17 protein-coding genes and 1 tRNA gene are annotated in these 21,006 nt (G+C 71.4%); 12 read left to right on the top strand and 6 right to left on the bottom strand.

Annotated features, from left to right (window positions below; genetic code table 11):
* Positions 1 to 62: 62 nt before the first annotated feature.
* The 7 genes from MT346_RS03755 to MT346_RS03725 all read left to right on the top strand — a co-directional run bounded on the left by MT346_RS03755 (position 63) and on the right by MT346_RS03725 (position 6,762).
* Entirely contained in the window at positions 63 to 749 is a 687-nt protein-coding gene (locus MT346_RS03755; protein WP_243561425.1) for a MazG family protein, read from the top strand.
* A gap of 388 nt (positions 750 to 1,137) precedes the next feature.
* Positions 1,138 to 2,382, top strand: a complete 1,245-nt coding sequence (gene hisS / locus MT346_RS03750) for a histidine--tRNA ligase (RefSeq protein WP_243561424.1) — start codon at positions 1,138 to 1,140, stop codon at positions 2,380 to 2,382.
* A 98-nt stretch (positions 2,383 to 2,480) separates the two neighbouring features.
* Positions 2,481 to 3,764 carry a phosphopyruvate hydratase gene (eno, locus tag MT346_RS03745; RefSeq protein WP_243561423.1) on the top strand — a complete coding sequence of 428 codons (1,284 nt, stop codon included), beginning with the start codon at positions 2,481 to 2,483 and terminating at the stop codon, positions 3,762 to 3,764.
* Positions 3,765 to 3,955: 191 nt separating this feature from the next.
* Positions 3,956 to 4,498 (top strand): septum formation initiator family protein, encoded by a 543-nt coding sequence (locus MT346_RS03740; RefSeq protein ID WP_243561422.1) that lies wholly within the window; start codon positions 3,956 to 3,958, stop codon positions 4,496 to 4,498.
* Positions 4,499 to 4,552: 54 nt separating this feature from the next.
* The gene (locus tag MT346_RS03735) at positions 4,553 to 5,101 is read left to right on the top strand and encodes a DUF501 domain-containing protein (RefSeq protein ID WP_243561421.1); all 549 of its coding nucleotides are present in this window, start codon (positions 4,553 to 4,555) and stop codon (positions 5,099 to 5,101) included.
* Between the two features lie 44 nt (positions 5,102 to 5,145).
* Complete coding sequence (locus MT346_RS03730) at positions 5,146 to 6,615, top strand: FAD-dependent oxidoreductase (RefSeq protein ID WP_243561420.1); 1,470 nt, start codon at positions 5,146 to 5,148, stop codon at positions 6,613 to 6,615.
* A 73-nt stretch (positions 6,616 to 6,688) separates the two neighbouring features.
* A tRNA-Leu gene (locus tag MT346_RS03725) sits at positions 6,689 to 6,762 on the top strand.
* 393 nt (positions 6,763 to 7,155) lie between these two features.
* Here MT346_RS03725 and MT346_RS03720 read toward each other — a convergent pair.
* Positions 7,156 to 8,259: an acyl-CoA desaturase gene (locus MT346_RS03720; protein ID WP_243561419.1), complete on the bottom strand. Its 1,104-nt coding sequence runs from the start codon at positions 8,257 to 8,259 to the stop codon at positions 7,156 to 7,158.
* A gap of 204 nt (positions 8,260 to 8,463) precedes the next feature.
* Here MT346_RS03720 and MT346_RS03715 point away from each other — a divergent pair, with 204 nt between their 5' ends.
* Entirely contained in the window at positions 8,464 to 9,786 is a 1,323-nt protein-coding gene (locus MT346_RS03715) for a threonine/serine exporter family protein (RefSeq protein ID WP_243561417.1), read from the top strand.
* 81 nt (positions 9,787 to 9,867) lie between these two features.
* Here the strand turns inward: MT346_RS03715 and MT346_RS03710 are convergent, their stop codons facing one another.
* Both MT346_RS03710 and MT346_RS03705 read right to left on the bottom strand, forming a co-directional pair.
* Positions 9,868 to 11,610 (bottom strand): class I adenylate-forming enzyme family protein, encoded by a 1,743-nt coding sequence (locus MT346_RS03710; RefSeq protein ID WP_243561415.1) that lies wholly within the window; start codon positions 11,608 to 11,610, stop codon positions 9,868 to 9,870.
* Positions 11,611 to 11,793: 183 nt separating this feature from the next.
* Positions 11,794 to 14,175: an Ig-like domain-containing protein gene (locus MT346_RS03705; protein WP_243561414.1), complete on the bottom strand. Its 2,382-nt coding sequence runs from the start codon at positions 14,173 to 14,175 to the stop codon at positions 11,794 to 11,796.
* Between the two features lie 224 nt (positions 14,176 to 14,399).
* On the opposite strand from MT346_RS03705, the gene MT346_RS03700 reads away from it, so the two are divergent.
* Together MT346_RS03700 and MT346_RS03695 are read left to right on the top strand one after the other, a co-directional pair.
* Positions 14,400 to 14,966 (top strand): LemA family protein, encoded by a 567-nt coding sequence (locus MT346_RS03700; protein ID WP_374202499.1) that lies wholly within the window; start codon positions 14,400 to 14,402, stop codon positions 14,964 to 14,966.
* A 22-nt stretch (positions 14,967 to 14,988) separates the two neighbouring features.
* Entirely contained in the window at positions 14,989 to 15,891 is a 903-nt protein-coding gene (locus MT346_RS03695) for a M48 family metalloprotease (protein WP_243561412.1), read from the top strand.
* Here the strand turns inward: MT346_RS03695 and MT346_RS03690 are convergent.
* Entirely contained in the window at positions 15,888 to 17,216 is a 1,329-nt protein-coding gene (locus MT346_RS03690; protein ID WP_243561411.1) for a winged helix-turn-helix domain-containing protein, read from the bottom strand. The genes MT346_RS03695 and MT346_RS03690 overlap by 4 nt on opposite strands.
* A gap of 94 nt (positions 17,217 to 17,310) precedes the next feature.
* Here MT346_RS03690 and MT346_RS03685 point away from each other — a divergent pair, with 94 nt between their 5' ends.
* Positions 17,311 to 18,570, top strand: coding sequence for an AI-2E family transporter (locus MT346_RS03685; protein WP_243561410.1), 1,260 nt, complete (start codon positions 17,311 to 17,313; stop codon positions 18,568 to 18,570).
* A gap of 45 nt (positions 18,571 to 18,615) precedes the next feature.
* Positions 18,616 to 19,860, top strand: coding sequence for a threonine ammonia-lyase (ilvA, locus tag MT346_RS03680; protein WP_243561409.1), 1,245 nt, complete (start codon positions 18,616 to 18,618; stop codon positions 19,858 to 19,860).
* 96 nt (positions 19,861 to 19,956) lie between these two features.
* On the opposite strand, the gene greA is transcribed toward ilvA, so the two are convergent.
* Positions 19,957 to 20,445 (bottom strand): transcription elongation factor GreA, encoded by a 489-nt coding sequence (gene greA, locus MT346_RS03675; protein WP_243561408.1) that lies wholly within the window; start codon positions 20,443 to 20,445, stop codon positions 19,957 to 19,959.
* 74 nt (positions 20,446 to 20,519) lie between these two features.
* Positions 20,520 to 20,999, bottom strand: coding sequence for a DUF4307 domain-containing protein (locus tag MT346_RS03670; RefSeq protein ID WP_243561406.1), 480 nt, complete (start codon positions 20,997 to 20,999; stop codon positions 20,520 to 20,522).
* Between the last annotated feature and the right edge of the window lie 7 nt (positions 21,000 to 21,006).

Genomic DNA, 21,006 nt, shown 5'->3' with positions numbered 1-21,006 from the left:
GAAAACGGTCCGTCGACCAGACTTCCCGACACGCCTGGGCCAGGATATCCGATACTGACGACATGACCGTCTCGGACCTGACCGCCGTCGTCGACCGCCTGCTGGACCCGGACAGCGGCTGCGTCTGGAACCGCGTACAGACCCATGCATCGCTCGCCCGGTACGCCGTGGAAGAGGCGTACGAGCTGGTCGACGCGATCGAGGACGGCGACACCGACGATGTCCGCGAGGAACTCGGCGACGTGCTCTACCAGGTCGTCCTGCACGCCGGGATCGCCGCACGCGCAGGGGAGTTCGACCTGGACGACGTCGCCGAGTCCGCCCGCGAGAAGATGGTCCGGCGGCACCCCCACGTCTTCGGCGACGAGCGTGCGGACACCGTCGACGAGGTCGTCCGGGTGTGGCGTGCGGCGAAGGCGGCCGAGAAGTCGTCGCGCACGAGCGTGTTCGACGGGGTGCCGCGGGCGATGCCACCGATGGAGCGTGCGGTGAAGCTGCTGGAGCGCCTGGAGGAGCGGGGTGACGTCGACACGGTCGTCGCGTCCGTCGTCGGCTCGGCCGAGGCCGGGGCCGGGGCCGGGGCCGGGGTCGTCGTCCAGCCAGGCGTCGGGGCTGCGGGTGCGGACGCCGGCTGGGGCGTCGACATGCTCGGCGCGATCGCGGAGGCCCGACGGTCCGGGATCGACCCGATCGAGAGCCTGCGCGCAGCGGTGCGACAGCTCGAGGCCCAGGGTCGAGCCGCCGACTGAGTGAGCGGGGATGCCGGGGCGGGCGTCGGCTGCGCGAGTGGGGACGCCGGGGCGGGCTTCGGCTGCGCGAGTGGGGACGCCGGGGCGGGCTTCGGCTGCGCGATTGGGGACGCCGGGGCGGGCGTCCACTGCGCGAGTGCAGGAGAGAAGTGCGGGCGTCCTCCTAACCCGAAAAAGGAGGACGCCCGCGAGCGGGCAGACGACGCAACCAGGGACAGTGCGCCGGCAGGGAAGCCCGCTCGAACCGCGGGGCACACTGCAGCACGGTGCCCTCGCGAACGGTACGGCGGGTGGATCAGGCACCTGCCGTACCGAGGTTCTGCATCCACAATATCAGTGGGTCGGGATGCTCGCAACCCGACGGGCACGATCTGACAGGATTGGGGGCATGGCAACGACCGTGACGGCACCCCGTGGCATGCGCGACTTCCTCCCCGCGGACAAGGCACGGCGTGAGCACGTCCTCGGTGTGGTGCGGAGCGTGTACGCCCGACACGGCTTCGACGAGATCGAGACGCCCGTGGTCGAGGACGCGGCTCGGCTGCACTCCGGGCTCGGCGGCGACAACGAGAAGCTCGCGTTCGGGGTCATGCGCCGCGGACTCACGGTCGAGGACCTGCGCACCGCGGACGCGCCGCTCGACCTCGCCGACCTCGGGCTGCGCTTCGACCTGACCGTGCCCCTCGCCCGCTTCTACGCCTCGCACCGCGCCGAGCTGCCGACGGTGTTCCGCTCGGTGCAGATCGCACCCGTGTGGCGCGCCGAGCGTCCGCAGAAGGGCCGGTACCGGCAGTTCGTGCAGTGCGACATCGACATCCTCGGCGAACCGGGGCAGCTCGCCGAGATCGAGCTGATCCGGGCGACGACGGCCGCGCTCGATGCCCTCGGCGTCACCGGCACCTCGATCCGCATCAACGACCGCAGGATCCTGCTCGCGCTGCTGGCGTCGTGGGGCATCACCGACCCGGCAGCGGCCGACCGGGCGCTCATCACGGTGGACAAGCTCGACAAGATCGGGACGTCCGGGGTGGCCGCCGAACTCCGCGAGCACCTGGGCGCCGAGCTGCCCGGGCTCGAGGACACGATCAGCGCGCTCGAGGCCGCCGACTGGGACAGCGTCGCGGGCGCCGACTGGCTCGACGACGCCGCGTTCGACGACCTGCTCCGCCTGCGTCAGGCGCTGCCCGGTGTCGCCCTGCGCTTCGACCCGACGCTCGTGCGCGGCATGGGCTACTACACGGGGACGATCTTCGAGGTCGCACACCCCGACTTCGGGTACAGCCTGGGTGGTGGCGGGCGGTACGACGGCATGATCGGACGCTTCCTCGGCCAGGACGTGCCGGCGGTCGGGTTCTCGCTCGGGTTCGAACGGCTCGTCGACCTGGTGACCCTGCCCGAGGCCACGGCGTCCGACGCCGTCGTGCTGGTCTACGACAGGGACGCCGACCCGGTCCGGCTCGCCGCGCTCAAGGCCGAGGCACTCGAGCAGCACCAGCGGGTCCGGCTCGAACGGCGGACCAAGAACACGAAGAACCTGCTGGCGGGGTTGGCGGCACAGGGGTTCGGGTCGTTCGCGTCCGTGCACGCCGACACCGAGTCGCTCACCGGTGTGGAGTTCCGCCCGCTCGCCTGAGTTCTCCACAGTCGACACCCGGTGGCGCAGAACCGTTCACCGCGCGTCGGTAGGATCGTCCCGCAAGCACCACAACCGCAACGTGTAGGGAGTACCCCGTGGCCGTGATCGATGCCGTAGGAGCACGCGAAGTCCTCGATTCCCGAGGAAACCCGACGGTCGAGGTCGAGGTCCTCCTCGACGACGGCGTCGTCTCGCGCGCGCTCGTCCCGTCCGGCGCCTCCACCGGCGCCTTCGAAGCGTACGAGCTGCGTGACGGCGACAAGGCCCGCTACGGCGGCAAGGGCGTCCTCAAGGCGGTCGAAGCCGTCCTCGACGAGATCGGCCCCGCGCTCGAGGGCTTCGACGCCACTGACCAGCGTCTCGTCGACGCCGCGCTCATCGAGCTCGACGGCACCGAGAACAAGTCGCGCCTGGGTGCGAACGCCATCCTCGGCGCCTCGCTCGCCGTCGCCCGTGCCGCTGCCGACTCGGCCGACCTGCCGCTGTTCCGCTACCTCGGTGGCCCGAACGCGCACACGCTGCCCGTGCCGCTGATGAACGTCGTCAACGGTGGCGCGCACGCCGACACCAACGTCGACATCCAGGAGTTCTTCCTGGTGCCCTACGGCGCCGAGTCGTTCTCCGAGGCACTCCGCTGGGGCGTCGAGACCTACCACGCGCTCAAGGGCGAACTGAAGAAGCAGGGCCTGGCGACCGGCCTCGGTGACGAGGGCGGCTTCGCACCCGAGCTCGCGTCGAACCGTGCCGCGCTCGACTTCCTGCTCGCCGCCATCGAGAAGGCCGGCTTCACCCCCGGCAAGGACATCGCGCTCGGGCTCGACGTGGCCGCGACCGAGTTCTTCTCCGACGGCAAGTACGCGTTCGAGGGCAAGCAGCTGTCGGGCGAGGAGTTCACGCAGTACTTCGTCGACCTGGCCCGCGACTACCCGCTCGCCACGATCGAGGACCCCCTGGCCGAGGACGACTGGGAAGGCTGGTCGCACCTGACGAGCCAGCTCGGCGACAAGCTGCAGATCGTCGGCGACGACCTGTTCGTGACGAACCCGAAGCGCCTGCAGCGGGGCATCGACGACAAGGCAGCGAACTCGATCCTGGTCAAGGTGAACCAGATCGGCACGCTCACCGAGACCCTCGACGCGGTGTCGCTCGCACAGCGCCACGGCATGACCGCGATCCTGTCGCACCGCTCGGGCGAGACCGAGGACACCACCATCGCCGACCTCGCGGTGGCGGTCGACGGCGGTCAGATCAAGACCGGCGCCCCGGCTCGCTCGGACCGCGTCGCGAAGTACAACCAGCTCCTCCGCATCGAGGAAGAGCTCGGCGACGCCGCGGTCTACGCCGGCCGCACCGCGTTCCCGCGGTCCGCGTCGCTGTAGTCGACGCAGCCACCAGCCGGACCCGACGGGTCCGGACCACGCGCCCCGTGCCTCCAGTCCGCTGACCCGGACCGCAGGCACGGGGCGCGTGTCGTCTGCGGCTGCACCGTCTCGGCGCCGTGGTCCTGAGAGGCTGCCGACACGAGGCGCGGCGGCACGGACGCACCCGGCAGCCGGGTTATCGTCGACACGTGCCCAGCCAGAGACCCCGTGTCCGCCGCGTCCCCGTGGCCATGCCCGAGGGCGCCACGCCGGAACAGCCCTGGTACCGCACCATCCGCTTCTCCGGGTTCAGCCTGATCATGCTGGCGGTCATCGTGCTGTTCGTCGTCGTCCTGGCGCCGTCGCTCCGCACGCTCATCCAGCAGCAGGAGCAGATCGCCCAGAAGCAGCACGAGGTCGCCGCGCAGAAGTCCGACGTCGCGCAGAAGAAGAAGGACGTCGCGCGGTGGGACGACCCCGCGTACATCGAGGCGCAGGCACGCGACCGTCTGCTCTACGTCTACCCGGGTGAGCAGAGCTTCCTGGTCATGGGTGACGGCGAGAGCGCCGGGACGGGTGACGCCAAGCCGACGACGGACTCGGGGACCCCGGTCAGCGCGACGGTGCAGACCCCGAAGGTCGACTGGGTGCAGGCGATGATGTCGTCCGTCCTGAAGTCGGGACTGTCGGACGAGACCGAGCAGGAACTCGTCGCCCCCGACGTCTCCGGCACCGGCAGCACCAGCAAGTAGCCGTTCCGTCACACGGTGCGAGGTCGGCGCGAACTCGGGTAGCCTCTTGTACCCGTGACGACCCCTCCGTTCGACCCGCCGTCCGACCGCGACGTGCAGGTGGTCTCGGCCCAGCTCGGCCGGCCCGCCCGCGACGTCGTCGGCATCGCGGCACGCTGCGTCTGCGGCAACCCCACGGTCGTCGCGACGAAGCCGCGCCTGGGCAACGGCACCCCGTTCCCCACGCTGTACTACCTGTGCCACCCGGCAGCCACCGCTGCCGTCAGCACACTCGAGGCGACGGGCGTCATGCCCGAGCTGGCCTCGTTGCTCGAGGACCCCGACATGGCGCAGCGGTACCGCGCGGCGCACGAGTCCTACCTCGCCGACCGCGAGTCGATCGAGCACGTCGACGAGATCGACGGCATCAGCGCGGGCGGCATGCCCGTCCGCGTGAAGTGCCTGCACGCACTCGTCGGTCACACCCTCGCTGCCGGACCCGGCGTGAACCCCATCGGTGACCTGGCACTCGACCGTGCTGCATGGTCGCCCGACCGGTGCGAGTGCCGGGCGTATGATGGGCTCGCAGACGCTGGAGTCGGGGCGGGTGGCGGCGAAGTCTGACCAGCCGCCCGGCTGGCCACCCCACTCCAAGGAGATCATCCCCCGTGCCCAAGATCCTCGTCGTCGGCGGCGGTTACGCCGGCTTCTACACCGCCTGGAAGCTCGAGAAGCACCTTCGCCCCGGCGAAGCCGAAGTCGTGATGGTCGACCCGCTGCCGTACATGACGTACCAGCCGTTCCTCCCCGAGGTCGCCGCCGGGTCGATCGAGCCGCGTCACGCGGTCGTCTCGCACCGTCGTCACCTGAAGAAGACCCGCGTCGTCACGGCGAAGGTCACGAAGGTCGACCACGCCACCAAGACCGCGACGATCACCCCCGAGCTCGGTGAGCCCTGGGAAGAGTCCTACGACCTGGTCGTCATGACCGCCGGCGCCGTGTCGCGCACTTTCCCGATCCCGGGTGTCGCCGACGAGGCGATCGGCCTGAAGACCATCGAGGAAGCCGCCGCGATCCGCGACAAGGTGCTGACGAACTTCGCCAAGGCATCGAACCTGCCGGCCGGCCCCGAGCGCGACCGTCTGCTCACCGTCGTCGTCGTCGGTGGTGGGTTCGCCGGCATCGAGGTGTTCGCCGAGCTCCGCTCGTTCGTCACCGACCTGCTGAAGAGCTACCCGCAGCTGTCCTTCGACGACACGCACTTCCACCTGGTCGAGGCCATGGGCCGCATCATGCCCGAGGTCTCGCTGGAGACCTCGCACTGGGTGCTCAAGAACCTGGCCGAGCGCGGCGCGAACGTGCACCTCGAGACCCAGCTGGCATCGGCCGTGGGTGGCGTGTGCCAGCTCAAGGCCAAGGACGAGTCCATCGAGACGATCGAGTCCGACCTGATCATCTGGACCGCCGGTGTCATGGCGAACCCGATGGTCAAGGGCACCGACTTCCCGCTCGAGCCCCGCGGCCGCATCACCGTGCAGCCCGACCTGCGCATCGTGAACGAGGGCGAGATCGTCACCGACGCGTGGGCCTGCGGCGACGTCGCGGCTGTTCCCGACCTGACCGGTGGTGGCGTCGGTGGCATGTGCGTGCCGAACGCCCAGCACGCGGTGCGTCAGGCGAAGCAGCTCGCGAAGAACCTGGTCGCGACCATGCGCAACGAGGCCACGGTCGACTACAAGCACGAGAACCTCGGCGCCGTCGCGGGTCTGGGGCTCGGCATCGGTGTGTTCCAGTCCGGCAAGTTCGCCATGAAGGGCTTCCTGGCCTGGGGCGCGCACCGCGGCTACCACGGTCTGGCCATGCCGTCGTGGGAGCGCAAGTGGCGGGTCATCGGCGACTGGGTCGGCGGCTTCTTCCTGGGCCGCGACATCGCATCGCTCGACGACCGCGAGACCCCGCGTGCCGCGTTCGAGGCGTTCGCGTCGCGTCCGAAGCCCGCGACCGCCGACGAGCCCAAGGCCGTCGCTGCGCCGGCGCCGGAAGAGGGCAAGCCGGCCGACGCTGCCGGTCCGGCCTACGCCACCCCGGCGGAGGACGTCTCGAAGGACGCCGAGCCGATCAAGGCCGACTCCAAGTAGTCGCACCGCGCACGACGACGGCGGCCGCCCCTCGGGGTGGCCGCCGTCGTCGTCGATAGGCTTGTGCCGCCGCGCCCCCGTGGCCCAATCGGTAGAGGCACGCGACTTAAAATCGCTGAGTTGTGGGTTCGAGTCCCACCGGGGGTACCGCTGCGTCGTGCCTCCGGGCGCGGTGCGGGCCAGCACGGTGCGGGTCTGGCGGGGTGGTGCGGCGTTGTTCCGCCGCACGGCGCCGTCAACGGCGCACGGGGTGCGAACCGCGCACGGTGCTGACGGGAGGCCGTGCTGGCGACGTGCGCCGATCCTCCCGTCCGGCGCGGTGCGGGCCGCAACGCGGTGCGGGTCTGGCTGCCTGGTGCGGCGTTGTTCCGCCGCACCGCCCCGTCAACCTCGCACCAGCCGCGAACCGCGCACGGTGCGAGCACCACACGGCAGCAGCACGACACGGCAGCAGCACGACACCCCAGCACGACACCCCAGCACGACAGAGCGGCGCGGCCCCGAGGGACCGCGCCGCTCCGGCACGCAGGATCGTGCGACTCAGTGCAGACGGAAGCCGGTCACCATCGGGCACGTGAACGGGTCGCGCGCGGCGAGCCCGACGCGGTTCAGGTACGCCACGACGATGGCGTACGACTGGCCGATCGAGGCCTCGGTGTACGGGATGTTGTGCTTCGCGCAGTGGGCCTTGACCATCGGCTTGGCCTTGCGCAGGTTGGGGCGCGCCATGCTCGGGAACAGGTGGTGCTCCGCCTGGTGGTTCAGACCGCCGAACAGGTGGTCCGCCCAGACACCGCCGGTGATGTTGCGCGAGGTGCGGACCTGGCGGGACAGGAAGTCGATGCGCGCACCCTCGGCGATGATCGGCATGCCCTTGTGGTTCGGGGCGAACGAGCCGCCCATCATGACGCCGAACACGGCCATCTGCACGCCGATGAAGGCGACGCCGACGCCGAACGGCATGAGCGTGAACACGGCCCAGAAGTACAGCGCGAAGCGGGCGGCGATCAGGACGCCCTCCAGGATGCGGTCACGGCCGGAGCCCTTGATGTGCTGACCGGTGACGAGTGCCTTGACGCCCAGGAAGTGCAGGTTCGCGCCCTCCATCGTCAGCAGCGGGAAGAACGCCCAGCCCTGCACGCGCGTCAGTGCGCGGAGGAGTCCACGGCGTTCTGCGGCGTCTTCCTCGATGAAGGACACCGTGTCCTGCGCGATGTCGGGGTCCTTGCCGATGGTGTTCGGGTTGCCGTGGTGGCGGTTGTGCTTGTTCATCCACCACGTGTACGACAGGCCGACCAGGAACGTGCCGACGATGCGTCCGGCCCGGTCGTTCCACTTGCGCGACGCGAACACCTGGCGGTGCGCGGCTTCGTGCGCCAGGAACGCGAACTGCGTGAACAGCGCGCCCAGCACGCCGGCCGGGATGAGCACGAACCACGAACCGTCGAGCATCACGACCGCGACCCAGCAGATCGCGACGAGGGCGATCAGCACGCTGAAGACACCCCAGTAGAAGCCGACGCGGCGCTCGAGGAGGCCAGCTGATCGGACTTCTTCGAGGAGGTCCTTGTAGGTCGAGGTACCGGAGGTCGCTCCGGGTGCTCGGGGAGTCGTGGGACGGTACAGGGTCGATGAAGACGGCAACGAGCTGCTTCCATCAGGAACAGCCCTTCGGCCGAACAGGAGAGTTCCCGCGATTGCGATTGCTAGGGAACCTAGGGGTCGAACCTGGGCAGGAACCGTGGAATGCGCGTACCGTCCGTCCGACGTCGTTCGGAGCTCGGCATCCGCGTTCTGCGACGTCCGGGCGCGCTCTGACGGGGGCGGTTGCTCGGTACCATGACGCACGTGGTGGGATTCGGCAGTGCGCTCGCGAACCTCCGTGGCGTCCTGCGACAGCCGGAGGCGCACGTCGAGGTCGTCGACGGCGAGACCGTCCCCGTCGGCATGCTGCTCGGCACGCTCGGTGCCCTGCTGCTCGACGCGGGCAGCTCGGTCACGGACGTCCGCTCGGCGCTCGACAAGGCCCGTCAGTCCGCCGGGATCGGCCCGGAGCTCGCCGTCGGGGTGCTGCCCGCGCTGGTGATCGTGAGCGAGACCGCGACCGGGTCGGCCACGATCGTCAACGCAGAGGGCATCGAGCTGTCGTTCCGCCAGGCCGCCCGCGCCAACCGCCTTGTGCTCGGGCTCGAGAGCGGGTCGATCGCCCTGGCGGAGATCCCCGCCCGGGTCCGTGCCATCCGCGCCGGCACCCGCCCGCCGGCCGCGCTGCCCTGGATCGCCGGCAACGCCCTGACAGCCGCGGGGCTGGCCGTCGTGTTCCGCTGCCCCTGGTGGGCGATCCTGGTCACGCTCGGCGTCGGCGCACTCGTCGGCGTCATCGGCCTGCTGCTCCGCCGCTTCCGCGAGGCCGTGGCGATCATCCCGTTCCTGGCGGCGTTCATGTCGACCGCGGTCGTCGGACTCGTCGCCGCGTGGACGGGGTTCGACCACGTGCCGCTGTTCGCCGTGTGCGCTCCCGTGGCGGTGTTCGTCCCCGGCGCGCTCATCACGAACGCGCTGCTCGAGCTGACCGCGGCGGACATCGTGACGGGTGCCTCGCGGCTGGTGCAGGGCGTGATCATGCTCGGCTTCATGGCGTCGGGCATCGCCGCCGGCAGCGCGCTCACCGGGCTGCACGTCGACCCACGCTCGGCGGCACTCGTCGGCGAGGTCGCCGGGATCGGGACGGCCCGGGGCGGCTGGGAGTCGGTGCCGTCCTACTGGGTGTCGTGGGTCGCCGTGGTCGTCCTGGCCCTCGGGCTCGGTCTGGTGTTCGGCTCCGGGTGGCGCCTGACGCTGGTGTCGGTCGCGGTGATGGTGACGGCGTACGCGCTGGTCAGCGGCACGAGCCCCCTGTGGGGCAGCGTCGTCGCGACCGGTGCCACCGCGGCCCTGCTGTTCATCGCGACCCGGCTGGTGGAGCGGCTGGTCCCGGTGATCCCGGCGACGATCTCGTTCTTCCCCGCCTTCCTGCTGCTCGTGCCGGGCACCGTCGGTCTCGTCGCGGTCTCGACGCTCGACCCCGTCGCGCTGGCGACGCCGCTGGCGACGTTCGTCAGCCTGTGCGTCGGGACGAAGATCGGTGGGCTGCTGCCCGGCCTGTTCCGGCGGAACGCACCCGCGCACTGAGCCGCTGCGGGCCGTGGGCGCACCGGCGGGCGGACTGGAGGCCCGTGGCGGGCCCGCCACACGCCTCCAGTCCGCCGCCCGTCAGGGCTCGATGAAGCGGTCCGCTTCGTCCTCGGCCTGCGCCTTGGCCAGGTAGTGCACCTTCTTGCCGGTCGCGTTGTACGGCAGGTCGGTGACGAAGCGGTAGCGGCGCGGACGCTTGTAGCGGGCCAGGCCCGGGTGCTCGGTCGTCCACGTCTCGAGCTCGGCGGCCGCGGCGGTGTCGTCCTCGGGCAGTCCGCGGTCGGCGCGCACGATGAACGCGACGACGACCTCGCCCCACCGTTCGTCCGGCACGCCGACCACGATCGAGTCGGCGACGCCTGCGTGCTCCTGCAGGACGGCCTCGACCTGCACCGGGTGCACGTTCTCGCCGCCGGAGATGACCATGTCGTCCTTGCGGCCCACGATCGTCACCCGCTCGTGCTCGTCCCACGTGGCCAGGTCGCCCGGGTAGAACCAGCCGTTCGCGAACTTCTCGGCCTCGAGCCCCGGGTTCCGGTACGAGTAGCCCGACTTGACCGTGCGGACCGCGAACTCGCCGATCTCGCTGCCGTCCTTCGGCACGGTGTCGCTCGGGTCGGCCAGCCGGTCTTGGTACACCCGGACCACGGCGACGTCGTCGTCGGTCGATGCACGGCCGGTCGAGCCCGCGCCGTCGGGGAAGTCCTCGGGGCGCAGGAACGTGTTCCAGAAGGTCTCGGTCGTGCCGTACCCGTTGAAGATGCGCGGGGACAGCAGCTCCTGGTACCGCAGGGCCGCGGCACGGTCGAGCGGTGCGCCCATCGTGACGATGCCGTGCAGGCTCGACAGGTCGCGCGGCCGGCGCTCCTGCGCGTTCGCCAGCTGCACCAGGTTCGGCGGGGCACCGATCAGGAAGGTCAGCTGTTCGGACTCCACCAGGTCGAGCACGCGGTCGGCGTCGAAGTGCTTCAGCGTGGTCAGCTCGGCACCGACGTAGAACACCGGGTTCGGGCCGCCCGAGTACAGGCCGCCGCGGTGGAAGAGCGGGGACATGTTGAGCGTCTTGTCGAACGGGCTGAGCGGGAAGTGCATGATCACGTCGTGCGCGCTGAGCACCTCGACCAGGCTCGGCAGCGGGACGGGCTTGGGGCGTCCGGTCGTGCCCGAGGTGTACAGCCGGGTCGTCTCGGCGAAGGTGTCGCGGGGCTCGGTCGGCGCGAGCTCGTCGGCGGTGACGGGGTCGGCGGCGAGGAGCGCGCCGAACGCGGTGCCGGGCGCGGGCGCGTTCGTCGGTGTGCCGGTCGTGCTCGTCGCTGGTGCGCTCGTCGCACCCGTTCCGTCGGTTGCGGTGTCCGTCTCGGGCGCTCCGAGCACGACGACGTGGTCCGGCCGGTGCGGGGCGGTCTCCAGAGCGGCGCCGATCTCGGCCGCGCGCACGACGTCGTGGACCAGGACGACGGGGGCGGAGTCCTCGATGATGAAGGCGACCTCGTCCGGGGCGAGCCGGAAGTTCGTCGGCGAGAACACCGCGCCGATGCGGTGGCACGCCAGGTACAGCATCGCGAACTCGGGGGAGTTGAACAGCTCCACCATGACGACCGAGCCCGGGCCGACGCCGTGTCGCACCAGCCAGCCGCTGATCCGGTCGACCGCGTCCCCCAGCTCGGCGTACGTCCACGAGCGGTCGGTGTCGGGGTCGCGCAGCGCAGGCCGACCGGCGAAGCGGTGCGTGTTCCGCGCGAACCCGTTGGCGTAGGTGTAGCTGTGCTCGAAGACGTCGCGGAAGCGCGTGGCGTCGTAGTCGGATCGGGTGTCGGTCATCGTCGCTCCCTGGGCTCGTCCGGTGCTGCCCCGCACCGTCGTGGTGCGTCGCACCGTCAGCGATGCGCGCCGATCGCCACTGTAATGCTCGGCCGAGGGCCCGGGCCGCGGCGGGCCCCGGCGACGTCCACGGCGCGCGGGGAGGCGGCTGCAGGACCCTGCCGGGCGCGCTGTCGGGAGCCGTCAGACCCGCGTGGCGTCCTCGGCGTCGACCAGCCGGACCCACAGCCAGGTCCCGAGTGCCACCGCGACGCACACGCCGGCGATCACGGCCATCGCGACGGGGGAGAAGTGCGTGCCTGCGGGCCCCGAGTAGACCGCCGCCCCGAGCGCCACGACCACCGCGGCGATCGACGCGTACCGCGCCCGCGAGTGCGCCCACAGCGCGCTGCCGGCCGACCCTGCCAGCGGCAGCAGCGTCGCCACGAGCGAGCCCAGACCGCCGACGCACAGCGTGATCGCGACCTCGGACACGAGCGCGCTCCAGAACCCGGACCCGGTCGTCACGCTGTGCACCACCCAGCCGGACACCGCCAGGACCAGCAGTGCGCCGGAGCGCCACGTGGCGCTCCGGGCACCGGCGGCGACGGCGGTACCGAGTCGCATCGCCCCGGTGTCCGCGTCGGGCCGGCCCACGGGAACCAGCAGCACGCCGAGCACCAGGGCAGGAGACAGGTCCGCGGCGCGGGTGATGCCGCACGCGACGACCGCCGAGAGCACCAGCCACGGCGAGACGCGGAAGCCCACGGTGTGCCGGTCGGCGCCCGCGGCCCACCGGGTCGCCAGCACGACCGCGGCGGCGAGCAGCCCGGCGCCGAGCAGCACGGCGATCGCGAGCCGGACGTAGCGCGCCTCGAGCGAGATGCCCACGCCGAGCAGGGTCAGGACCGTGGCCAGCACCACTGCGATCGACACCGAGGCCCAGGCCGGCAGTGCGTCGTCGCCGCGACGGCGCTCGGAGCGTGGTCGGTTGCGGCCGGTGAACGAGCCGAACCGGAGTGCGACGCGTCCGCGCAGGGTGCGTGCGACCATCCGCGCGGGACCGGCGATCAGCACCAGGAAGCCGAGCGCGACGGCCGCGGCGATCGCCAGGGTCTCCCACGAGGCGGCGGACTGGATCGTCGGGACGGTCCGGTCGAACGAGGTGGCGATCGACCAGTCGCCCGCCGGACCGGACCAGCCCGAGCCGGATCCGCCGTTCGTGGCGCTGTCACCCGTGCCGGTCCCACCCGCGGCTCCACCGGCGCTGCCGCCCGCTCCGGGCGTACCCGTGCTGCCGGCCGCACCGTCGCCGTGCCCCGTGGTGCCGCCACTGCCGGGCGTCCCGCCGGTCCCGGTCGCGCTGCTGCTGCCCGGAGACCCGGAGCTGCCACCGGTGCCGGTGTCGTCCGGGCTCGTGGACGTCGACCCGGTCGCACCGGGGGTCGCCGCGACGACGACCGTGACGGGCGACGACGAGCTGGAGTGGTTGCCCGCGGCGTCGTGCTGCAGCGCGGTGATCGTCCGCGCCCCCACGGCGAGGCGGATCCCGGAGGTCGTACACGACCACGTGCCGTCCGCGGCGACCGTGGCACCGCAGACCGGGGCGCGATCGACGTACACCGTCAGCTGCGCACGCGGCTCTCCGGTGCCGCGCACGGTCAGCGCGGACGTCGGGACCTGCTGGCCGGCCCGGGGCGAGGTGATCGTGGGCGCGCTCGGTGGCGTCCGGTCGAACGTGACCGACACCGGGGCGGACGCTGCGCTGCGCAGGTCGGAGCGGAAGCCGTCGGCGGTGCTGGCGGTCGCGGTGGCCGTCATCGTGACGGTGCCGCTCGGATGGGGTGCGGCGCCCGTCGACCACGACACGATCCACCGTCCGTCGGACCCGACCGTGGCCGTCCGCACGGCCGAGGACCCGGAGACCGAGACCGTGACGGTCGTCCCGACGTCACCGGTGCCGACGACCGTGCCCGTGGTGGGGTCCCGCGTGCCGATCACCGGCGGGACGACCACGTCCGCTGCGGGGGCGTCGGCGGTGCGGCGGGAGGGATCGGTGACGTCCTGCACCGTGAAGACCTGGTGCGGTCCGGTCCGGACCCGGCCGTAGCAGTTCCACGTGCCGGCGCCGTCGGTGATGTCGGTGCAGATCGAGGAACTGGTCAGCGCCGGGTCGATCACGCGCACACGGTGGCCGGGCATCGCCGTGCCCTCGAACCGAGCCGTCGTGGTGGTGAGGTCGCCCGGATCGGCGATCGTCGGGTCGACGGGCGGCTGTCCGCTGGGCGGCGTGGTCGGGGTCGGCGAACCGGTGGAGGGCTGCGGCTGCAGGTCGGCCTGCTGGTTCCCCGGAGCGGGCGCCTGGGCGTCGTCGGCTGCCGGTGCGGGTGCCGGGTCGGCCGTCGCGGCGGCGGCCGCGGTGGGCATCGGGTCGGCCGTCGCGGCGGCGGCCGGCACCACGGCGAGTGCCAGGAGGCCCGCCACCAGTGCCGCGGTCAGCCCACCGACCAAGGGCGTGCGGGATCGCTGGACGCGACGGCCGCCCCCGACCGCCGCGGTGGTCGAGGACTCCCCACGCGTGCTCATGTCCCTCCATCCCATGCGACGGAGCGGCATCGGTCAATACACCTCGCGGATGATCCGCGGATCCGACGGCCACGCGCGCGCAGTCCGGACGCCCGGTGTGCATGACTCGGGAAACCGCCGTGAACCGGGTGTCCGGCGCAGGGGAGGCCCGACGAGCGTCGGTACAATCGCCGGTGGTTCACCCGACCTCGACGTAGGAGCACGCCAGCATGGACACCGGACTCATCACGACCCTGATCGTCGTCGGCGTGGTGGTCGTGGTCCTCGTGATCGTCGGGATCTACCTCTGGGTGACGTACAACGCCCTGGTGACGCTCAAGGTCCGCGTCGACGAAGCGTGGAGCGACATCTCCGTGCAGCTCAAGCGCCGGGCCGACCTGATCCCCACGATCGTGGACACGGTCAAGGGGTACGCGACGCACGAGAAGGCGGTCTTCACCGACGTCACGAAGGCCCGCGCCGAGACCCTGAGCGCCGGGGACGCCGACGCGGCCTCGGCCGCCGAAGGGCACATGCAGAAGGCCCTGAAGAGCGTGTTCGCGATCGCCGAGGGCTACCCCCAGCTGCAGTCCAGCCAGAACTTCCTGCAGCTGCAGACCGAGCTGGTCGACACCGAGGACAAGATCCAGGCCGCGCGCCGGTTCTACAACGGCGGTGTCCGTGAACTCAACACGAAGATCCGCGTCTTCCCGAACTCGACGTTCGCCAAGCGCCGTGGCTTCGACCAGGCGTCGTTCTTCGAGACGTCCGAGCCGGCGGCCATCGCCGAGCCCCCGCGCGTCCAGTTCTGACACCCGGCCGACACGACAGCCCGTGTACAGCGCGATCGCGCGCAACAAGCGCAACACCGTCCTGATCGTCCTGGTGTTCCTGGTCGTCATCGGAGCGCTCGGGTTCCTGGGCGGATACCTCGCCGGCAACGTGTCGATCGGCATCGTCGTGCTGGTCGTCGCGCTGGGGTACGCGGTGCTGCAGTACTTCACCGCCGCACGACAGGCGACGGCGATCGCGGGTGGCATCGAGATCGACCGGATGACCGAGCCCCGACTGTGGCGGACGGTCGAGAACCTCGCGATCACCACCGGGATGCCGATGCCCCGCGTGTTCGTGGTCCGCGACCCCGCGCCGAACGCCTTCGCGACCGGCCGTGACCCCGAGCACGCCGTGGTCGCCGCGACGACCGGGCTGCTCGAGCTCATGGACGACGCCGAGCTCGAGGGTGTCATGGCGCACGAACTCGGGCACGTCCGCAACTACGACATCCGGGTGTCGACGATCGTGTTCGGGTTGGTCGTCGCGGTGGGGCTCATCGCCGACGTGCTGGTGCGCATCTCGATCTTCAGCGGGCTGAGCGGGGGCCGCAACCGCAACAACGACAACGGCGGTGGTTCGAACCCGATCCTGCTGATCGCGGGGCTGGCTGCCGTGGTCATCGCCCCGGTCGCCGCGATGGGCATCCAGGCAGCGGTGTCCCGACAGCGCGAGTACCTGGCCGACGCCACCGGTGCGCTGACCACCCGGCACCCCGAGGGGCTGGCCCGGGCGCTCGAGAAGCTCGGCGCGTACGGCCGGCCGATGCAGACGCAGAACTCGTCGATGGCGCACCTGTGGATCAGTGACCCGATGCGGCCCGGGGTGATGGACCGGCTGTTCTCGACGCACCCGCCGCTGCCCGACCGGATCGAGCGGCTGCGGGCGAACCAGGACCGCTTCTAGTCCGCGGTGCCGGCAGACACGACGTCGGCCGGGTCGGCCGCGGCAGCCCGGTCGGCTGCGTCGGCTGAGTCCGCTGCGTCGGCTGCGTCGGCCGCGGGCCCGTCGTCCGCCGGGACGTGCGGGACCAGCGGGACGCCGAGCGCGCCCGCGACCCGCGCGGCCGCGGTCCCGCGGTCGGTCACCTCGATGCCGTCGAGGCCCTGCCACGCGGCCGCCCGCCGCAGGGTCACGGCGAGACGCTCCGCGTCGAGGGTCGCGCCGGGCTCCTGCCACGCGGTGCGCACGCGCAGCACCCCGCGCTGCCGGTCGCTCTTCAGGTCCACCCGGCCCACCAGGGCGTCGTCCTGCAGCACGGGCAGGACGTAGTAGCCGAACACCCGCTTGGGTGCGGGCGTGTAGATCTCGATCCGGTAGTGGAACCCGTACATGCGCTCGGCCCGCCGCCGGAACCACACGACGGGGTCGAAGGGGCTGAGCACCGCGTCGGCCGTCACCGTGCGGGGGACCCGGGCGTCCACGTGCAGCCAAGCCGGTTCTCGCCAGCCCTCGACCCGGACGGGCAGCAGCACCCCGGCGTCCTGCAGCTCGGCCACCGCGGTGGCGGTGTCGTCCGATCGAAGTCGGTGGTAGTCGGCGATGTCGGCCCGGGTGCCGACGCCGAGCGCGCGTGCGGCACGGGCGACGAGTTCGCGGATCGCGTCCGGGCGCTCGGGAGCGGACTCCAGCAGCCCGGGCGGCAGGACCTGGTCCGGCAGGGCGTAGACGCGCTCGAAGCCGGACCGCCCCGCACTGACGGCGTCGCCCCAGCGGAACATCTGCTCGAGGCCGAGCTTGACGTCGCTCCACCCCCACCACGGACCGCGCCGGACGTTCGACTCGTGCTCGACGGCGCTGGCGGGCATCGGCCCCTGGGCGCGGAGCAGGGCGTGCAGTTCGCGGCGGACGGCCGCGGTGCGCTCGACCCCCTCGATGCGGGTCGGCCCGGCGTCCCGCCGACGGTAGGCGTCCATCTTCCAGCGGAACAGGGGCAGGTCGGCGCGGGGGACGAAGGCGGCTTCGTGCGCCCAGTACTCGACGTGCGGACCGCGCCTGGTCATCGTCAGGCCGTCCAGCAGGGCCTTGTCGTACGCCCCCAGCCGGGCGAACAGCGGCAGGTAGTGGCTGCGCTCGAACACGTTGACGGAGTCGATCTGCAGCAGGCCGAGCCGTTGGATGCCGGCGTTGAGCGTGCGCGTGGTGACCGAGTCGGGGAGTGGACGGCCGAATCCCTGTGCCACGAGCGCGACACGACGGGCCTCGGCCGCAGAGAGCGTGGACCTGGGCATGTCGCGACCCTACCGAGCACGGCAGACACGACCGACGACAGGCCACATGTCGCATCCGACACCTGATCGCGCACCCGTGGATACACTCAGCGGCATGGCATGGGGCAAGAAGCAGAAGCACCCCGACCCCGTGGTCGAGGAATCGGTACCGATCGGCATGCGCATCGCCGGGGCGTGGTCCTGGCGGGTGTTGGTCGTGGTCGGGGTGATCGCCCTGTTCATCTACCTGGTCACGGTGTTCAGCGAGATCCTCATCCCGTTCCTGGTCGGCATCGTGGTGTCGGCGCTCCTCATCCCGATCTCGAACTGGATGCAGCGCCACCACGTCCCCAAGTGGCTGGCCGTGGTGATCAGCCTGCTGGGCGGGCTGGCGGCGATCGGTGCGCTCGTCTGGCTCGTCGTCGACCAGGTCATCGCCTCGTACCCGTCCCTGCGTGACCGGACGGTGTCGCAGTACGCCAACATCAAGGACTTCGTCCTGAACTCCGGCCTCGGCATCTCACAGTCCGACGTCAACGGCTGGCTGAACGACGGCGCGAAGTGGCTGCAGGACAACGCCGCGTCGATCCTGTCCGGGGTGGCCAGCGCCGGATCGGGTGCCACGCACGCGTTCGAGGCACTGTTCATCATCCTGTTCACCACGATCTTCCTGCTGATCGACGGCAAGAACGTGTGGCGCTGGACCGTCCGGCTGTTCCCGCGCAAGGCCCGCGCCGCCGTCGACGGTGCCGGGGTCGCCGGGTGGATCACCCTGACCAGCTTCATCCGCGTGCAGATCTTCGTGGCGTTCGTCGACGCGGTCGGCATCGGCCTGGGCGCGTGGATCGTCGGGCTGTTCTTCGGCGGCATGCCCCTGGTCATCCCGATCGCCGCGTTCGTGTTCCTCGGCGCGTTCATCCCCGTCGTCGGTGCGATCGTCACCGGGTTCCTGGCCGTGTTCGTCGCGCTCATCTTCAACGGGCCCGTGGCGGCCGTGCTCGTGCTCGCCGTCGTCCTGCTCGTGCAGCAGATCGAGGGCCACATCCTGCAGCCCCTGGTCATGGGCAACGCCGTCAAGGTGCACCCGCTCGCCGTGGTCCTCGGCGTCACGGCGGCCTCCGGGCTCGCGGGCATCGCCGGTGCGTTCTTCGCCGTCCCGCTCATCGCCACGCTCAACGCCATGGTGACCACGATCGCCAGTGGCCGCTGGCGCCGTCTCGACTCGGACCACGTGCTCGAGGCGACCCCGAAGCGCGGGCAGCACGGGCAGCTGCAGCTCTCACGTCGCCGTCGGCACACGGCCGACGACGACGTGCCGGCCCCCGGCAGCGACAAGGACGGCACCGCAACTGAGGGAACGGCCAGCACCAACTAGCGTCATCGGTTCGTCTCCGGCCCGGAGACCGACGATGATGGGACGGTGACCGACACCACCGCGCTGACGATCCCGACCCTCGACGACATCGAGCGGGCCAGGCAGACGATCGCGGGCGTGGCCCGGGTCACGCCGATGGAGACGTCGCAGTTCCTGGCCGAGCTGCTGGGATCCCCGGTGCACCTGAAGTGCGAGAACCTGCAGCGCACGGGGGCGTACAAGCTGCGCGGCGCCTACAACCGGCTGGCGGCCCTGACCCCCGAACAGCGGGCGATGGGCGTGGTGGCGGCCAGCGCCGGCAACCACGCGCAGGGGGTCGCCCTGGCAGCCCGCGAGCTCGGCATCCCCGCCACGATCTTCACGCCCGTCGGCGTCGCCCTGCCGAAGCTGCAGGCGACCCGGCACTACGGCGCCGAGGTGGTCCTGCGTGGCCACTCGGTGGAAGAAGCGCTGTCCGCCGCCAAGGACTTCGGCCACCGCACGGGCGCCGTCTTCATCCCGCCGTTCGACCACCCCGACGTGATCGCCGGGCAGGGCACGGTCGGTCTCGAGATCCTCGACCAGGTGCCCGACGTCGACACGGTCGTCGTGCCGATCGGTGGCGGTGGCGTGATCTCTGGCATCGCGATCGCGGTGAAGGGCCTGGCGGAACGCCTCGGTCGCCCGATCCGGGTCATCGGGGTGCAGGCCGAGAACGCCGCGTCCTACCCTGACTCGCTCGACGCTGGCGAGCCCGTCACGATCGCCACGACGCCCACCATCGCCGACGGCATCGCGGTCGCGCGTCCGGGCGACATGAACTTCCCGATCATCCGCGACCTGGTCGACGAGATCGTCACGGTCGCCGACGACGACGTGGCACGCGCACTGCTGGTGCTGCTCGAGCGCGCGAAGCTCGTGGTCGAGGCCGCCGGTGCCGTGGGCGTCGCCGCGATCATGTCGGGCGCCGTCCACGACACCGGCCGCACCGTCGTCCTGCTGAGCGGCGGCAACATCGACCCGCTCATGATGGAGCGGATCATCACCCGCGGTCTGGTCGCCGCGTCGCGCTACATCGGCATCCGGATCATGCTGCCGGACCGCCCGGGGCAGCTGGCCCGCGTCGCGCAGGTCATCTCGGACGCCGGCGCGAACGTGGTCGAGGTCCTGCACACCCGGCACGGCCAGGGGCTCGTCATCAACCAGGTCGCGCTCGACCTGTCGATCGAGGCTCGCGGGCCGGAACACGCCGAAGAGGTCATCCAGCGCCTGCACGAGGCCGGCTTCCGCCCGGAGCTGCTGCAGCCCTGAGCCGGCGGTGACCGGTGGGGTCGGTTCCCGACCCCGAGACGGACAGGAGGCCCGTGGCGATCCCGCCACGGGCCTCCTGTCCGATGCGCAGCGCGCCTACGGCTCGTAGCGCTCGACGTTCGTGACCTCGACCGCGATCTCCTTGCCGTTCGGCGCGGTGTAGTGCGTGGAGTCGCCGGCGCGCAGGCCGACGATCGCAGCACCGACCGGGCTGACGGGGCTGTAGACGGTCAGGTCCGAGCCCTCGGCGACGATCTCACGCGAGCCGACCAGGAACGTCGACGGGTCGCCGGCGATCGTGGCCGTGACGACGGTGCCCGGCTCGACGGTGCCGTCGAACTCGGCCTCGGTGACGGTGGCGGTCTTCAGCAGGTTCGTGAGGACGCGGATGCGGGCCTCGATCTTGCCCTGCTCGTCCTTGGCGGCGTGGTAGCCGCCGTTCTCCTTGAGGTCGCCCTCTTCGCGCGCGGCCTCGATGCGGTTCGCGATCTCGGCACGGCCGGGGCCGCTCAGCTCTTCGAGCTCCGCCTTGAGACGGTCGTAGGCGTCCTGGGTCAGCCAGGTGGCCTGCGTGTCGTTGCTCATGATGGTCATCCCTTCGGCCATGAAAGAACGAGACCGACCGGAGCGGTCGATCTCGTCAGGCGAATCAGGGCAGTCTAGGGAACCCAGCAGGTGTGGATCAAGCCGGTCACGCCGCGTGTCGTGGTGTTGACCGTGGTGGTGATCGAGCGGGTGCGTTCCGTGGCCGGAGGCAGCGTGACGACCTTCCACCCGACGATCGTGTACGACTTGTCGAGCACCTGGACGGCACACTCTGCGGCGGTGCCCGGGTCGACCGACACCTGCGAGTCGACGGTCGCGCGGTGCTCGGAGACGATCTTGTAGCCGACGTCGTCGGAGTCGAGTCCGTGCGAGGTCTGGCCCGGGCCGGCCCAGATCACCCAGGCGCCGAAGACCACGACGATCGCCGCCGCGACGAGGATCGCGATCAGCCGCGTTCGACGCGAGCGACCGGGGGTGCGGCCGTAGCGGTCGTCGAGGGTGGCGGTGGCGCTCGGGGTGGGGTGTTCGGACAGTTGGGGGCTCCCGGGGTGGATATCCTGGTCCCAGGGTAGTTCACGTCGCCTCGTGTCCACCCGAGTC

The organism is Curtobacterium sp. VKM Ac-2922 (assembly GCF_022815645.1).
Lineage (GTDB): Bacteria > Actinomycetota > Actinomycetes > Actinomycetales > Microbacteriaceae > Curtobacterium.
The sequence above is the reverse complement of the archived record's forward strand: the minus strand, read 5'-3'. Positions and strand labels throughout refer to the sequence as shown.

Excerpts from the sequence above, each read along its gene's own strand:
- hisS (WP_243561424.1), top strand. The coding sequence starts at position 1,138 with ATGGCAACGACCGTGACGGCACCCCGTGGCATGCGCGACTTCCTCCCC.
- MT346_RS03755 (WP_243561425.1), top strand. The coding sequence starts at position 63 with ATGACCGTCTCGGACCTGACCGCCGTCGTCGACCGCCTGCTGGACCCG.
- MT346_RS03685 (WP_243561410.1), top strand. The coding sequence starts at position 17,311 with ATGGCATGGGGCAAGAAGCAGAAGCACCCCGACCCCGTGGTCGAGGAA.
- MT346_RS03690 (WP_243561411.1), bottom strand. The coding sequence starts at position 17,216 with ATGCCCAGGTCCACGCTCTCTGCGGCCGAGGCCCGTCGTGTCGCGCTC.
- MT346_RS03705 (WP_243561414.1), bottom strand. The coding sequence starts at position 14,175 with ATGAGCACGCGTGGGGAGTCCTCGACCACCGCGGCGGTCGGGGGCGGC.
- greA (WP_243561408.1), bottom strand. The coding sequence starts at position 20,445 with ATGAGCAACGACACGCAGGCCACCTGGCTGACCCAGGACGCCTACGAC.
- MT346_RS03710 (WP_243561415.1), bottom strand. The coding sequence starts at position 11,610 with ATGACCGACACCCGATCCGACTACGACGCCACGCGCTTCCGCGACGTC.